The sequence below is a fragment of the Oryzomonas sagensis genome, from assembly GCF_008802355.1.
GTDB classification, from domain to species: Bacteria; Desulfobacterota; Desulfuromonadia; order Geobacterales; family Pseudopelobacteraceae; genus Oryzomonas; species Oryzomonas sagensis.
In genome coordinates this window covers 222,994-237,166 of the sequence record NZ_VZRA01000003.1, presented here as the reverse complement: position 1 = coordinate 237,166, position 14,173 = coordinate 222,994, and the positions used below count along the sequence as shown (strand labels likewise).

Sequence of the window (14,173 nt, the reverse complement as noted above, 5' to 3'; positions counted from 1 at the left end):
CTGAACACGCAGACACCCCTCTCCCAACGGGCAAAGGGGTGTCGAATGCGTAGAATTATTCTAGTTTTTGGTTTTGTCAACGATCTTGTTCTTGCCGATCCAGGGCATCAGGGCACGCAGCTTGGCGCCGACCTGCTCGATCTGGTGTTCGGAACCGCGACGGCGCAGGGCGCTGAAGGTCGGCTTGTTGACCTTGTTCTCCAGCATCCATTCCTTGCAGAATTCTCCGGTCTGGATTTCGTCGAGGATTTTCTTCATTTCCTTCTTGGTTTCGGCGTTGACGACGCGCGGACCGCGGGTCAAATCGCCATATTCGGCGGTATTGGAGACCGAGTAGCGCATGTTGGCGATGCCGCCTTCATAGATCAGGTCAACGATCAGCTTGGTTTCGTGCAGGCATTCGAAGTATGCCATCTCCGGGGCGTAGCCAGCCTCCACCAAGGTCTCGAATCCAGCCTGGATCAGGGCGGCAATGCCGCCGCACAGTACGGCCTGCTCGCCGAACAGGTCGGTCTCGGTTTCCTCTTTGAACGAGGTCTCGATGATGCCGGAACGGCCGCCGCCAACGGCCGAAGCATAGGCCAGCGCCAGATCCCTGGTCTTCTTGGAGGGGTCCTGGTGCAGCGCGATCAGGCAGGGCACGCCGCCTCCCTTGGTGTACTCATGGCGCACCAGATGACCCGGTCCCTTGGGGGCCACCATGAAGACGTTGATGTCTTCGCGGGGGGCAATCTGGCCGAAATGGATATTGAAGCCGTGGCCAAAGGCGATGGAAGCGCCCTTTTTCAGGTAAGGAGCGATCTCTTCGCGATAGACGTCGCCCTGGATTTCGTCCGGGAGCAGAATCATCAGAACATCGGCAACCTTGGCGGCTTCGGCAACCGTAACGACCTTGAACCCGGCGTCCTTGGCCTTCTTAACGGAAGCGGAATCCTTTTTCAGAGCGACGAGTACGTCGATACCCGAATCTTTAAGGTTCAGGGCATGGGCATGCCCCTGAGAACCATAGCCGACGATGGCGACTTTTTTCTTTTTCAGAAGTGCTACGTTACAATCTTTGTCGTAATAGACCTTCATACTATTGTTCCATCCTTCCTACGAAATTTTCCGGAAAAACCGGTACAAACCGTTGATAAAACAAGTTCTGAAAATAGTACATTCCCCGACAGCTGTCAATAAATTACCACAAAAAGAAGCCGGGTCGAAGCCCGAGACAACAAAAACGCCTCCTTGCTCGAAGGGGGCGTTTTTGTTTACAAAATACCGCGTTTCTCATTTTTGCCGGGTATTCCGGCATCATTACCGCACCTTCTTGCGATTGCCATCCTCACGCCGCGCAGTACTTCTCCGCCTGAGCCGTCATACGTTACCCAGCATTGCGTGAATCTTCGAGATCAATTCCCTGGGGCTGATCGGCTTGGACAGGAATTCCGGAATATTTATGTTCCCTTCGTTGATCATATCGGCGCTATCTGGGTAGCCACTCACCAAAATGGCCTTCAACCCCGGCTTGATCCTGCACATGACCTGATAGGCATAAAAGCCGTTCATCCTCGGCATGAGCACGTCGCTCACCAACAGGTCGATCCGGGCGAATTCCTTCATGAAAAGCCCGCATGCATCTACCCCGTCCGTAGCGGTAAGCACGGTAAAACCGTACTCCTCGAGGCAATCCTGCAACATTTGCCGCACCAGCAACTCATCATCGACCACCAATATCGTTCTTTGTTTCTGTTGGCCATCGTTCTCGATGTGTGCGGGCTGAAGTGATCGTGCCATTGATGTCTCCGTCGTGCCGGGCATGGGGTACGGTGCATTTGACACCTATCAACTCTCGTGCCATCTCGTAAAAACGCATGGTATCCGAGAGTTACATGCCGACGACCTTTTGAAACGTACAATGGGGCATATTGCAACGGCCAGAAGTGGTAATTTTTTTAACACTTTCAATTTAACTTAATAATTACAATGATATAAATAATGTTACTTTTTTTAACACTCAATTGAATACTATTTGCGTATCAATAAGTTACAATGTTTTTCGCAATGGTAATTTTTTTAACATTGCCCACGGACGCCGCAAAAAAAACCGGAAAGCGCCAGCGCCTTCCGGTTCGACAAACCTGATACTCCCTCCCGGCTTACAGCAATCTGTTGAGGAAGTTCCTGATGCGCTCGTTTTCCTGACCAACACTGAAAAACTCATGGGGGTCCCCCTGGGCCAAGAAATGCCCCGATTCCATAAAGATCACCCGGTCGGCCAGCTCACGGGCAAACCCCATGTGATGGGTGACGATGATCATGGTCATACCCTCGTCGGCCAGGGTATGAATGGTGTCGAACACCTCCCCCACCAGTTCCGGGTCCAGGGCCGACGTCGGTTCATCGAACAGCATCAACTTGGGGCGCATGGCCAGGGCTCGGGCAATGGCCACCCGCTGTTTCTGCCCCCCCGACAGGGTGGCGGGAAAGACGTCCCGTTTGTCGGACAGCCCGACCTTGGACAGCATGTCGGCGGCAACCTGGCGGGCCTCATCCTGCGGCATTTTGCGGACGGTCAGCGGCCCCTCCATGACATTGCCCAGCACGGTCATGTGGGGAAAGAGATGGAAATGCTGGAACACCATGCCGATCTCGGTCCGCAGGGCGCACACCGCCGGGGGGCGGTCCAGGTGGCGGCGGCCGTGGCTGGTGACGTACCCCACCTCGCGCCCCTGGAAACGGATGACGCCGTCATCGATCTCTTCCAGCAGGTTGATGGAACGCAGCAGCGTGGACTTGCCCGATCCCGATGGTCCGATGATGACCAGTTTCTCGCCCGGAAAGACATCCAGATCGATCCGGTCGACCGCCGTCAGATTTTTAAAACGCTTGGTTATGCCCTCCAGCCGGATCAACGGCTCCCTAGCGGTGTTCATAGATCCCTGCCCGATACTCGATTTTTTCAAAAATGAAGGTGAAGATGCTCGTCAAGAGGAGATAGATGGCCGCCGCCAAAACCAGGGCCGTGATGTTGAAATAGGTGTTGAAAAGCTGATCGGCCGAGCGCATCAGTTCCACCATGGCGATGGTGGATACCAGGGCGGTGTCCTTGATCAGGGCGATGAATTCGTTGCCGATGGGGGGCATCAGCCGCTTGTAGGTCTGGGGGATGATGACGCGCCGCATGGCTTGTCCGTAGGTCATGCCGATGGCCTTGGCTGCCTCCATCTGCCCCTGGTCGATGCTCTGGATCGCGCCACGGATGATCTCTCCCAGGTAGGCAGAGTAGTTGAGCCCAAGACCGATCACGGCGGCGGTCAGGGGCGGCAGGGTCACGCCGAAGGCCGGCAGGCCGTAATAGATAAAGAACAGCTGGAGCAAAAGCGGCGTGCCGCGAAAGAACCAGATCACGAACCAGCACGCTGCGGACAGGGGGCGGAAGGTGCTGATGCGCCCCAGGGCGATCAGGAGCCCCCCCAGGGGGGAGACCAGCATGGTGCAGAGCACCAGCAGCAGGGTCATGGTTGTGCCCTTGAGCAGCGCCGGGAGGAATTTGCGACTGTCGTCCAGCAGGGAGAGCCAACGCGACTGCTGCTGTTTTTGGATGGCGGCGACAGCGTTCCGCGCCTCGCTGTTGTCCGGGAACAGCGCCAGGACCTCCCGACTGGCGGCCAGGGCTTTATCCGGCTCGTTCAACGAGACGTATATTCTGGCCATCTGCATGCGGCTGGCCACAAAAACGCCGGCATCAGTACCTTTGGGTGGAACCGGAATCTGCCTGAGCAGTTCCACGGCCCCCGGCAGGTCACCCTGGGCCATCAACTCCCCCGCCTGGCGGGAGAGGGCGTCGCTGTCCAGCGCCCGACCGGTTCCGGCCAGCGTCCACAAAAAAAGCAGGGTCACGGCGACCCTGCTGATGTGTATGTAAAAGCGATTCATAGTCTCTAGAATTTCTTGGGATTAGTGATGTCTTCCGCAAACCACTTCCGGGAGATCTTGGCCATGGAGCCGTCCTTCACCATCTTGTCCAGGGTCTGCTGCACCTTGCCGCGCAGGCCATTGTCATCTTTGCGGAAGGCCACGCCAAAAGGTTCCTTGCTGATCATGCCGGGCAGGATCTTGAACTTGCCGGGACGCTTGGCGATCATGTCGCGACCGGTGACATTGTCCACCACCACCACGTCGATACGCCCCGCTTCCAGGTCGAGCAGCGCCTTGGGATAGTCTTCGTATTCCTTCAACTCCTTCGGGGGGGTAGCAAGTTTCTTGACCGCTTCCAGGCCCGAGGAGCCCTTCTGGGTGCCGGCCTTGATCCCTTTCAGGTCTTTCAGCCCTTTGAAACGCTTTTCCTTGAAATTGACGACCGCAATCTGACCGTCCATGATATAGGGTTTGGTGAAGGCCACTTCCTTGGCCCGCTCCGGCGTAATGGTCATGCCGTTCCAGATGCAGTCGAACTTCTTGGCGTCCAGGGAATGGATCACCCCTTCCCAGGCGGTGGGCTGCCAAACGATCTTGATGCCGAGACGCTTGCCGACCTCTTCGGCGGCGTCGATATCGAAGCCGACCAGCTTGCCGTCTGCCTGGCGATACCCCATGGGAGGAAAGGCGTCATCAAGTCCTATAACCAGCTTACCCCCTTTTTTGACGCGCTCCCAGGACCCGTCGCCGGCAAAGGCGCAGACCGCCGCAAGGGACAACAGAACAGTTAGGAACAGAACAAGCGTCTTCTTCATGGTTATCTCCTCAAACAATAATTTGACAAAGCGGGGCGCGATTATCACAGAAATGGCTGGGCCAGTCAAGGAAAGATACGTTTTTACGAATGTTGTTCCCCCCAGAGTCCGGCCAGTCGTCCCAGGAGCACTCCGTCCCGGATACGCTCGATCACAACGGCGGCCTCCCGATTGACCAGCTCTTCCGACGCCGCATAGTCCACCTGGAGGTAATTCCTGCTCAGCCCCCTGATGCGCCCCGTTTCCGGCTGCCCTGTCTGCCCCAGGACCGGCAGGGTCCGCCCGATGAAGCGCTGGAGAAATGCGCCCTTTTTCATCACGGCGGCATTCCGTAACCGTTCCCCCCTCCCCCTGACGACATCGGCGGGCACCTGGGCCGGCATCCCGGCCGCTTTGGTACCGGCCCGCCGGGAAAAGGGAAACACATGCAGGTCGGAGAACGGCAGTTCCTCCACCAAGTGCAGGGTCTCCAAAAACTCCTCGTCCGTTTCACCGGGAAACCCGGCAATCACATCGGCCCCGATAAAAGCGTCCGGCAGTGCGGCCGTGACCCGTGCCACCAAATCACTGAAGAAACGGGCTGTGTAGCGTCGTCCCATACGATGCAGCACGGTGTCGCTGCCGCTCTGCAGGGGGAGATGAACATGGGGGCAGATGACCTCCGAGGCGGCCATGAGTCCGATCAATTCGTCGCTCAGTTCGTTGGGTTCCACCGAACCGATCCGCAGGCGCGGGACAGCCCCTTCGTCCGCAATGCGCCGCACCAGGCCGGCCAGGGAGTGGCGCGGGGAGAGGTCGAGCCCGTAGGCCCCCAGGTGAATGCCGGTCAGCACCACTTCCCGGTAACCGTTGGCGGCCAGTTCCCGCACCCCCTGCAAGACATCGTCCAGGGGCACGCTGCGGCTTCTGCCGCGGGCAAAGGGCACGATACAGTAGGCGCAGAAGGAATTGCAGCCGTTCTGGGCCTGGAGAAAGGCCCGGGTATGCTCGGCAAAGCTCGAAAGCGGCAGCGGTTCGGCCGTCTGTTCGGCGCTGATGTCCGAGATGCGGCTCTCGCCCGCTTCCACCAGGCCGGCGATGTCCTGTTTTTCCCGATTGCCCAGCACGCTGTCCACCTCGGGCATGCGCTCCAGTTCCCCCGGCGCCACCTGGGCGTAACAACCGGTGGCGACAATGCGGGCCTGGGGGTTCAGGCGTCGGGCGCGCCGGATCAGGCGGCGGGTCTCGGCGTCGGTACGGGCCGTGACCGTACAGGAATTGACCACGTAAATGTCGGCCGGCTCGGTGAAGGGGACCATCCGATAACCGGCCTTTTGGAACTGCTCGCTCATGGCGGCGGATTCGAACTGGTTGGTCTTGCAGCCCAGGGTAGCTATGGCAACACGTTTCATGGGGGTAGAGTATCCTTTTCCAACTTTTTTACGATCCAGGAGACATAGATGACCACAATGACGGCGGCCGACCAGGTAGTGATGAAGATGCCCCACCAAATGCCCATCACGCCCCACCCCAGCATAAGGGCCAGCAGGGGGAAGACCAGAAAGGGCACCGCAATCTGCCGGTAGAGGCCGATCAATAGCGCGAAGCCGGGGCGCTTGACCCCCTGCATGGCCGAAACGCACACGTAGAGGAGCACATAGGCCGGGAACACGAACGCCTCTATCCCCAGGTAACGGACCCCGGCCTTGATGACCGCCCCATCGCGGCTGAAGACCGACATCAACTCGGCACTGAAGGCCAGTACCAGGACGGTGCCGATGGCAGCCAGGATAAAACCGTACCGGAGCGACAGGGCCAATACGTGGCGGATACGCTGTAAGTTCCCCGCGCCAAAGTTCTGGGCGGTCAGAGCCAGGGTGGAAACGTTCAGCCCCATGATCGGCAACAGGGCGAGCTGTTCGACGCGGGTGCCGATGCCGTAGGCCGCCACCACCTCCTTGCCGAACCTTCCGGCAAACCAGGTGATGATGAAGATCCCCACGGTCACGGTCATCATGTTCAAAGCCGAGGGAAACCCCTGCTTCATCAACTCGCCGTAATACTGCCTGCGGGGGCACAACTCCCGCAGGGTAAAGGCAGGAAGGAACCCCAAACGCGAGAGGCGGCTGAATAGATAAAAATTGCCCAGACACTGGGTCGAGATCGTGGCCAAGGCGATGCCGGGCAGCCCCATGGTGGGAACCCCCAGACCGCCGTACATGAACCAGGGGTCAAGAACCAGGTTGAGGAAAAAGGCCGTGACCAGAAAATTGCGATAGGTGGCCGTATTGCCGTGGGAGTTGAGGATGGCGCTCATCACGAAATTAAGCATGGAGAAGGTTGCGCCGCACAGGGTTACGTTCATGTAGCCGAGCGCCAGGGAGAGGTACTCCCCCTGGGCGCCCATGAAGACGAAAATGCGGGGCGCGAAGGCCAATCCCAGGGCGGTCAGGGCAATGGCATGCACCAGCGCGAAGGAAAGGGCCTGCAGCACGAAGCGCTGGGCCTCGTCGCGCCGCCCCCGTCCCAACGCATTGCCGATCAGGGTCGTTGCCCCGGTCGAAATGCCCGCGCCCACCGCCAGGATGATGAAGAACACCGGGAAGCAGAGCGACATGGCCGCCAGCGCCGTGGTGGAAAGCCGGCCGGCATACCAGGTATCCACCACGTTGAACATGGTGTTGAAAAAGAAACCGATCCCGGATGGTATGGCCAGGCGCCGGATCAGTGCCGGTATGGGGGCGGTGGTCAGGTCGGTGGTCATGGTTTACTGGGCAATGGCATTCAACTCCACCCGGCTGCGTGACGTCGTTTCCTTTTCCGGCGCCTTGAACAGGTCGTCGTTCTTCTGGAAGACCCGTTCGGCCGGGACATGCCCCTTTGCCACCAGGTAATTCATGACCGCCACGACCCGCTCGCGAGCCAGTATTTTCAACTCCGGTTCTCCGATCACCGTGTTGGCGATGATCAGTTTCTTCATTTCCTCGGGCGGAAGGGTCTTGACCAGACCGAGCATATTGCGCGGTTTGGGGAATTTTTCCTTTTTGTAGACCGCGGTCAGATAGGTCGGATACTCATCCGAACCCACCGTGATGCTGTCGGCCTTTTCACCTTCCTTCAGCGCCCCCTGCCTGCCCAGGGCCAGGAACTTTTCCCCCCTCACCTTCCGCTCCAGCAGTTCGCGGCGGTACCCCTCCGTGTCCTTTTCCCGGTCCACATACCCTTTCAGCTCAACCTTGAGGGCCGGCCGGTCCAGGAGCGCCTTGGCCAGCGCGTTCAGCTTCTGTTCCTCCTGGGGGGGGATTGCGCTGGCGCCGTGGCTGAACTGGATGGCGCTGAAATCCTGGCCGTTGCCGAACATGGACGAGAGCAGGGACAGGGGCGAGGTGACCGCCTTGACCATCAGGTTCCTGATAACCTGAAAGACCAGCTTCCAGACGCTGAATTTAGGATCGTCGGTGCGGCCGGTGACCGGCACGTCCAGGTGAATCTCTCCCTTGCGGTCCTTGAGCAGGGCCAGCCCCAGCTTGACCGGCAGCTTGGTGGCCTTGCCGCTCTCCACCTTTTCGCCGAACGTGAACTGGTCGATGAAGATGGTGTTCGAGGCATTGAGCAATTTCTTTTCGATGTGGTAGGTGAGGTCCAGGTACAGCTTGCCCTTCTCCACCGTGTAGCCCAGGTAAGTGCCGGAATAGGGGGTAACGGGCGAGAGCTCGATGTCGCGGAAGGAGACCTTCAGGTCCACGAACAGGTCGTCGCGCAGCGGGTTGATCCGGCCGGTGATCTGGAGCGGCGAATGGTTTTCCAGATTGCCGCGCAGGTCCACGTCGGCAAATTTCGACTCCTCGGAGCTGAGGCCGCTGACCCGGCCGCCCAGGTTGTAGAAGGTGGTGGCGAAGTGCTGCGGCAGGTGGTCGTCGCTAAAGGACAGGGTACCGTCCTGAATCGTCACGGCACCGATCTGGATCTGCTTTTTAGCGGCCGCCTGCTGTTGGGCGCCGGCGGTCGGAGGCGCGGCCGTTTCAGCGGCAGCGGGCACCGGCGCGGCGGATGCCGAGGCCGCAGGGGGCGGCGCCTGTTTGGGTTTTTCCACCAGATTCTGCAGGTTCAGCGTGCCGTCCTTGCGTACGATGATGCGGGAGTAGACTCCGTTGAGGGCGATCTGGCGCAGGGCCAGGCTGAAGGGCGCCAGATTGCCCTTGATGTCGTCCAGTTGCAGGCTTTCCCATTTGAGCAGGTCTTCCTCGGCCACGGTATCGATGGCGTGGAAGCCGCGGATACCGGCGCTCCCCATGAACGTACCGGTCGGCTTGCCGTCCTTGAGGGCGATATCCACGTTCATGCTGGCATCGGCGGAGCCCCCCAGGATGAAGACGTTGATGTTGGAGGGGAAGTATGCCTCGAAATCGCGGAGCGGCAACCGGCCCGCGCTGACGCTCCCGCGGTAGCGGAAGGGATTGGGCGTGATCGTGCCGCTGGCCTTGAGCGGGGTGGCCTTGTTGAAGATCGAGGAGAAACGCAACTGTGCCGGGGTGAATTTCGGGCCGTTCAGGTTGGCCAGGGTGAGACTGGTGTTGCGCAGCGTGAAGCGCGGCTTTTCCGGCAGCGTCTTGTCGGTAAAAGAACCGGCGAGCTTGTCGACACGCACCTTCTTGATGCGGAAGGAGAACGGCTTGGCAGTCGCTTGCCCCGATGTTGCGGCGCTCTTCCCGGCCGATGGCTTGGGCTTTTGTGCGGTGGCCCCCTGTGGTTTTTTCAACAGCGACAGGATCGAGATGGCGCCCTGTGCCTCACGGGAGAGGGAGACGTTCCCCTGGGCCAGCATGACGTCGTCCAGGTCAAGGCGGTTTTCCCGTTGACGGTAGGCCGCACCGTTCACCTCCAGGCGCCGCAGGTCGAGCCCCTCTTTGTTGCCGTAGCGTGCCGAGAGCCCGCTGAGGGCAAGATCCGCCCGTTCCACGTTCACCCCGTTCTCCGGGGAATAGGCAGCCTCAACGGACAGGTCCAGAGCCCCCTTGAGCGGCGCAGTCAGGAAACGGGCCAGATAGGGCCACCCCCTCTGGAGCTGCAGGTCGTTCAGCTCGGCCGAAACCGTGGCCTTGAGCGGAGTCAGGCTGAAAGCGCCCTCGGCGCTGAAGTCGGCCTCGTTGTCCAGGGACAGCGCCACCTCGTAATCGGCCGATTTCCCCGGTTCGTTGGTGAAGCCTTTCACCGCGGCATTGATCCCGGTGATATTTCCCTTGAATCCCCCCTTGGGCAGGGCGTCGTTCACGTGGAGCACGCCGTTTTTGAAATCGAATGAAGCGATGCGGACCAAGGTTGCAGGGCTCTTTTTCGTATCCGTAGCGACCTTGGCGGCCGGTTTCCGCCCTGCCCCGGCAGACGTGGGCAGCAGGCGCTGGTACATCCACTCCCCTGCGGCACTGCGGCCGGCAAACAGTTCAAGCCCCTCCACCGTGATGCTGTCCACCAGAAAACGCCGGGCAAAGACCTCCAGGCTCGATGCCCGCACCTGGAACGACGGGAGCCGGAGCAGCGGCTGCCCCTCCTTGAGGTTGACGGTAACGCCATCCAGCTGCACCAGCCCCTTGATGGCCAATTCCGGTTTTTTGTCCGCAGATACGCGATAACTGACATCCGTATTGACGGTCAGTTTGCCGGACGCCAGGTCAGCCGGCGGCTTGACCGGCACATAGGCCACATAACCGGGCAGGTCGAGCTGCCGCAGGTCGATGTGCACGGAGGTTTCCAAGGATTTGCTGAGCGGTTTTACCTTGCCGGAAAAACTGAAAGGTGCGCCGTTCACCAGGGCCGAGATGTGGGGATCGGTGTATTTCTCCACCAGATAGGGGATGTTGCTGATAAAGGGAACCGCAACCTTGAGGTCGCGAACGGTGTGTTTCCTCCCCCCTCCCACGGCCCGGTCGTCAAAATCCACGGAGCCGTTGGCAAGGGTGATATTGTTGATGGAGAAGCGGAATTCCCCTTTGGATTCCTTTTTGGGCTTCGCCTTCTGGCGCTCGATGATGTCGTTGAAGCTGTACCTGTTGGCGGCCAGACGGGCAAAGGAGAGCGAAGGCGCCTCAATGGCGACCTGGGAGATGATCAGGGCGCGTTTGTAGATCGAGGCCAGCCCGAGGGAGGCGCGGAGCTGCCTGATGGAGACAAAGGGGCCGCCCCCCTTCTCCTCGATGGCAAAGCCCGTGACCGTGACCGTGAGGGTAAAGGGATTGATGCCGACCTTCTCGATGCGGACCTTCCTGCCGGTGGCATCCTCCAGGGCCGTGACGGCCTGGCTCCGGACGATGAGCGGCAGAATGGCGCTGCAAAAAAGGATGAGCGCCACGAAAGCGGCGGCGATGATGATGGCTATCTTGCGTTGTCTCGACATGGCATCCTCGCGGCAGAACAGGATCAGCAAAAAGGGGCTTTTTCAAAAATAATACCACGGACCCGTCACCATTAATAATCCTAAAATCGGTATTTCCGCCACAGAACCACGAGATACAGAGAAAAATCGCAGAGTTTTCCAACTATTCCCGAATTCGTGAATGATTAAGAAAATAAGCCGAAATACCGTCAAACTTTCTGAAATGTTTTCTCCGCGTCGCGGTGTCTCCGTGGCACACGGTCTAACGAAAAGGGCCGCGCAAGCGGTAATTGCGCGGCCCCAAGGATTCTGCGGCAACCGACGCGCCCCCTACCCCTTCCACCCCTTGGCGCCGCGCCCGATGGCCACAGCGCCGGTGCGGACCAACTCCTTCAACCCCAGCGGCCGGAGCAGTTCCAGGATGGCGTCGATCTTGGCCGGACTTCCGGTAGCCTCGATGGTGTAGGATTTGGCGGTGACGTCGATGATCTTGGCGCGGAAGATATCGACAATCCGCAGCACCTCGGCGCGATTTTCGTCCTCGGCCGCAACCTTGACCAGAATCATCTCGCGCTCGATCGCACTACCGTCGCTGAAATCGATCACCTTGAGCACATCGATCAGCTTGTTGAGCTGTTTGGTGATCTGTTCCAGAATCTGCTCATCGCCACGGGTGACGATGGTCATGCGCGAGAGCCCTTCCTCGTTGGTCGGGGCGACGGTCAGGGAATCGATGTTGAAGCCGCGTCCCGAGAAAAGACTCGCCACGCGGGAAAGTACGCCAAATTCGTTTTCAACCAGTACTGATACGGTATGCAGCATGGGAAACCTCCATAAAGTCAAAAGCTACTTCCGTCACAGAGACACGGAGACACAGAGGCACACAGAGAAAACCCAAAAACAAACTAATCCGAAAGGGATAATTCTATAAATGCATAAGACAAACGGGCCTTTCCGGCTATCTTCTGCCTTCGGCCTTTCTCTGTGTCTCTGCGTCTCTGTGGCAGATTTAATCAGTTATTCATTCATGAGTTACGCATTCAAGACCATCTCGTTCAGCGACGCCCCGGCAGGAACCATGGGCAGCACCTTTTCCTCGCGGGCGATCTTGAACTCCATGATCACCGGCCCCTTTTCCTTGAAGGCCTGCTTGATGACCGCTTCCACCTCGCCCGGCTTGGAGGTGCTGAACCCCTTGGCCCCGTAGGCCTCGGCCAGCTTGACGAAATCGATGGGCAACTCCATGCAGGTCTGGGAATAGCGCTTGTCGAAGAACAACTCCTGCCACTGGCGCACCATGCCGAGGAAATTGTTGTTCAGGATCACGATCTTGACCGGCAGGCGGTTCTGCACCAGGGTGGCGATCTCCTGGATGTTCATCTGCACGCCGCCGTCGCCGCAGATGGAGATGACCTGACGCTCGGGGAAAGCCGCTTGCGCCCCCATGGCGGCCGGCAGGCCGTACCCCATGGTGCCGAGCCCGCCCGAGGAGAGGAGCGTGCGCGGCCTGTTGAACTGGAAGAACTGGGCGGTCCACATCTGGTGCTGCCCCACGTCGGTGGCGACGATGACGTCGTCGTCCGACAGCTCCCGTAATTTTTGAATGACGAACTGGGGCTTGATGACGGTTGAACTCTGCTTGTACCCAAGGGGGTGTTTGTCCTTCCAGCCGGCAATATCTTCGTGCCAGGGGGCCAGCGCCGCCTTGAACCCATCCGCCTTGTCCTTATGCTTGTCGGCCAGCTTGATCATCTTGGCCAGAACGTCCTTCACGTCGCCCACGATCGGCAGATCGACCCGCACGTTTTTCTTGATGGAGGTCGGGTCCACATCGATGTGGATGATCTTGGCGCCGGGTGCAAACGTGGCGATCTTGCCGGTCACCCGGTCATCGAAGCGCGCCCCCACGGCAATGATCAGGTCGCTGTTGGTCATGGCCATGTTGGCGCAGTAGGAGCCGTGCATGCCCAGCATGCCCAGTGACAGCGGGTCGCTCCCCGGGAAGGAACCGAGCCCCATCAGGGTGGTGGTCACCGGCACCGACAATTTGCGGGACAGGCCGGTCAGTTCGTCCGAGGCATTGGCCAGGATAACCCCGCCCCCGACGTAGATCACCGGACGGCGGGATTCCAGCACCATGTCCACCGCCTTTTCCACTTGTCGGGGATGCCCCGCCACGGTCGGCTTGTAGCTGCGCATCTCTACCGCATCCGGGTAGACGAATTCAGTCTCGGCGATCTGCACATCCTTGGGGAGGTCCACCAGAACCGGGCCGGGCCGGCCGGTGCTGGCGATGTAGAAGGCCTTTTTCATGATCAGGGCCAGGTCCTTCACATCCCGCACAAGGAAATTGTGCTTGGTGCAGGAGCGGGTGATGCCGATGATATCCACCTCCTGGAAGGCGTCATTGCCGATCAGCGCCGTGGACACCTGGCCGGTGATGATCACCATGGGGATCGAGTCCATGTAGGCCGTGGCGATACCGGTCACCGTGTTGGTGGCGCCCGGCCCGGAGGTGGCGATGGCGACGCCGACCTTGCCGGTGGCGCGGGCATAGCCGTCGGCCGCATGGGTGCCGGCCTGTTCATGGCGCGGCAGGATATGGTGGATATCCTTGAAACCGAAGAGTTCGTTGTAGATGTTGATCACCGTGCCTCCGGGATAGCCGAAGACCGTGTCCACACCTTCCTTTTTCAGACATTCCAGCAATATGCGTGCACCGTTCATTTTCATTGGTGATACCTCTGAATGGGAGTGTTGGTTGGGAGCGATGGCGCGGCCGCATCTCCGGCGGCCGCGACGCTCGATATTACCGGCAAACGTTGCGTCCCGTCACGGAAGCGTGGACATACGGGGCGAAAACGACCGACTTATGCGTAAGCGTTTCCATGGTTCCTCCTTTGGGCATGTTTCCGGGGTGGGACGCTCGATGCATCAACCCCGGAAGTATTAGGTTGTTCAAAAATAGTCAGATCGTCGCACCCGCGAGACAAGCCCTGAGGAGGCCGCCCTCTCTCTATCTCTCCCCCAGAGGGGGAGAGCATGCCGTGCCCTCTCCCTCCGGGAGAGGGATTGGGTGAGGGTCCGCAGCGCTACGCCGCACGAA

At 59.4% G+C, this 14,173-nt stretch carries 10 protein-coding genes; all 10 read right to left on the bottom strand.

The genetic code is table 11. The features are described from left to right. Window positions 1-60: 60 nt before the first annotated feature. Complete coding sequence (gene ilvC / locus F6V30_RS11905; protein ID WP_151157174.1) at window positions 61-1,077, bottom strand: ketol-acid reductoisomerase; 1,017 nt, start codon at window positions 1,075-1,077, stop codon at window positions 61-63. 282 nt (window positions 1,078-1,359) lie between these two features. Beyond that, window positions 1,360-1,779: a response regulator gene (locus F6V30_RS11900; RefSeq protein ID WP_191965671.1), complete on the bottom strand. Its 420-nt coding sequence runs from the start codon at window positions 1,777-1,779 to the stop codon at window positions 1,360-1,362. Between the two features lie 362 nt (window positions 1,780-2,141). Beyond that, window positions 2,142-2,918 carry an amino acid ABC transporter ATP-binding protein gene (locus F6V30_RS11895; RefSeq protein ID WP_151157172.1) on the bottom strand — a complete coding sequence of 259 codons (777 nt, stop codon included), beginning with the start codon at window positions 2,916-2,918 and terminating at the stop codon, window positions 2,142-2,144. Beyond that, window positions 2,905-3,921, bottom strand: a complete 1,017-nt coding sequence (locus tag F6V30_RS11890; protein WP_151157171.1) for an amino acid ABC transporter permease — start codon at window positions 3,919-3,921, stop codon at window positions 2,905-2,907. Before F6V30_RS11890 ends, F6V30_RS11895 begins: the two co-directional genes overlap by 14 nt. 5 nt (window positions 3,922-3,926) lie before the next feature. Then, the gene (locus tag F6V30_RS11885) at window positions 3,927-4,718 is read right to left on the bottom strand and encodes an amino acid ABC transporter substrate-binding protein (RefSeq protein ID WP_151157170.1); all 792 of its coding nucleotides are present in this window, start codon (window positions 4,716-4,718) and stop codon (window positions 3,927-3,929) included. An 83-nt stretch (window positions 4,719-4,801) separates the two neighbouring features. After that, window positions 4,802-6,109 (bottom strand): tRNA (N(6)-L-threonylcarbamoyladenosine(37)-C(2))-methylthiotransferase MtaB, encoded by a 1,308-nt coding sequence (gene mtaB / locus F6V30_RS11880; protein WP_151157169.1) that lies wholly within the window; start codon window positions 6,107-6,109, stop codon window positions 4,802-4,804. Then, on the bottom strand, window positions 6,106-7,461 hold the full coding sequence (locus F6V30_RS11875; RefSeq protein ID WP_151157168.1) for an MATE family efflux transporter: 1,356 nt from the start codon (window positions 7,459-7,461) through the stop codon (window positions 6,106-6,108). Before F6V30_RS11875 ends, mtaB begins: the two co-directional genes overlap by 4 nt. 3 nt (window positions 7,462-7,464) lie before the next feature. After that, window positions 7,465-11,088, bottom strand: coding sequence for a DUF748 domain-containing protein (locus F6V30_RS11870; RefSeq protein WP_151157167.1), 3,624 nt, complete (start codon window positions 11,086-11,088; stop codon window positions 7,465-7,467). 309 nt (window positions 11,089-11,397) lie between these two features. Next, a complete protein-coding gene (gene ilvN, locus F6V30_RS11865; protein WP_151157166.1) occupies window positions 11,398-11,889 on the bottom strand; it encodes an acetolactate synthase small subunit in 492 nt (163 codons plus the stop codon). Between the two features lie 210 nt (window positions 11,890-12,099). Continuing rightward, complete coding sequence (ilvB, locus tag F6V30_RS11860) at window positions 12,100-13,800, bottom strand: biosynthetic-type acetolactate synthase large subunit (protein WP_151157165.1); 1,701 nt, start codon at window positions 13,798-13,800, stop codon at window positions 12,100-12,102. Window positions 13,801-14,173: the final 373 nt, after the last annotated feature.

Bases quoted from the DNA above. Each gene is read 5' to 3' on its own strand.
- mtaB (WP_151157169.1), bottom strand. From the start codon at position 6,109: ATGAAACGTGTTGCCATAGCTACCCTGGGCTGCAAGACCAACCAGTTC.
- F6V30_RS11885 (WP_151157170.1), bottom strand. From the start codon at position 4,718: ATGAAGAAGACGCTTGTTCTGTTCCTAACTGTTCTGTTGTCCCTTGCG.
- ilvC (WP_151157174.1), bottom strand. From the start codon at position 1,077: ATGAAGGTCTATTACGACAAAGATTGTAACGTAGCACTTCTGAAAAAG.
- F6V30_RS11900 (WP_191965671.1), bottom strand. From the start codon at position 1,779: ATGGCACGATCACTTCAGCCCGCACACATCGAGAACGATGGCCAACAG.
- F6V30_RS11890 (WP_151157171.1), bottom strand. From the start codon at position 3,921: ATGAATCGCTTTTACATACACATCAGCAGGGTCGCCGTGACCCTGCTT.
- ilvB (WP_151157165.1), bottom strand. From the start codon at position 13,800: ATGAAAATGAACGGTGCACGCATATTGCTGGAATGTCTGAAAAAGGAA.
- F6V30_RS11870 (WP_151157167.1), bottom strand. From the start codon at position 11,088: ATGTCGAGACAACGCAAGATAGCCATCATCATCGCCGCCGCTTTCGTG.
- F6V30_RS11875 (WP_151157168.1), bottom strand. From the start codon at position 7,461: ATGACCACCGACCTGACCACCGCCCCCATACCGGCACTGATCCGGCGC.
- ilvN (WP_151157166.1), bottom strand. From the start codon at position 11,889: ATGCTGCATACCGTATCAGTACTGGTTGAAAACGAATTTGGCGTACTT.
- F6V30_RS11895 (WP_151157172.1), bottom strand. From the start codon at position 2,918: ATGAACACCGCTAGGGAGCCGTTGATCCGGCTGGAGGGCATAACCAAG.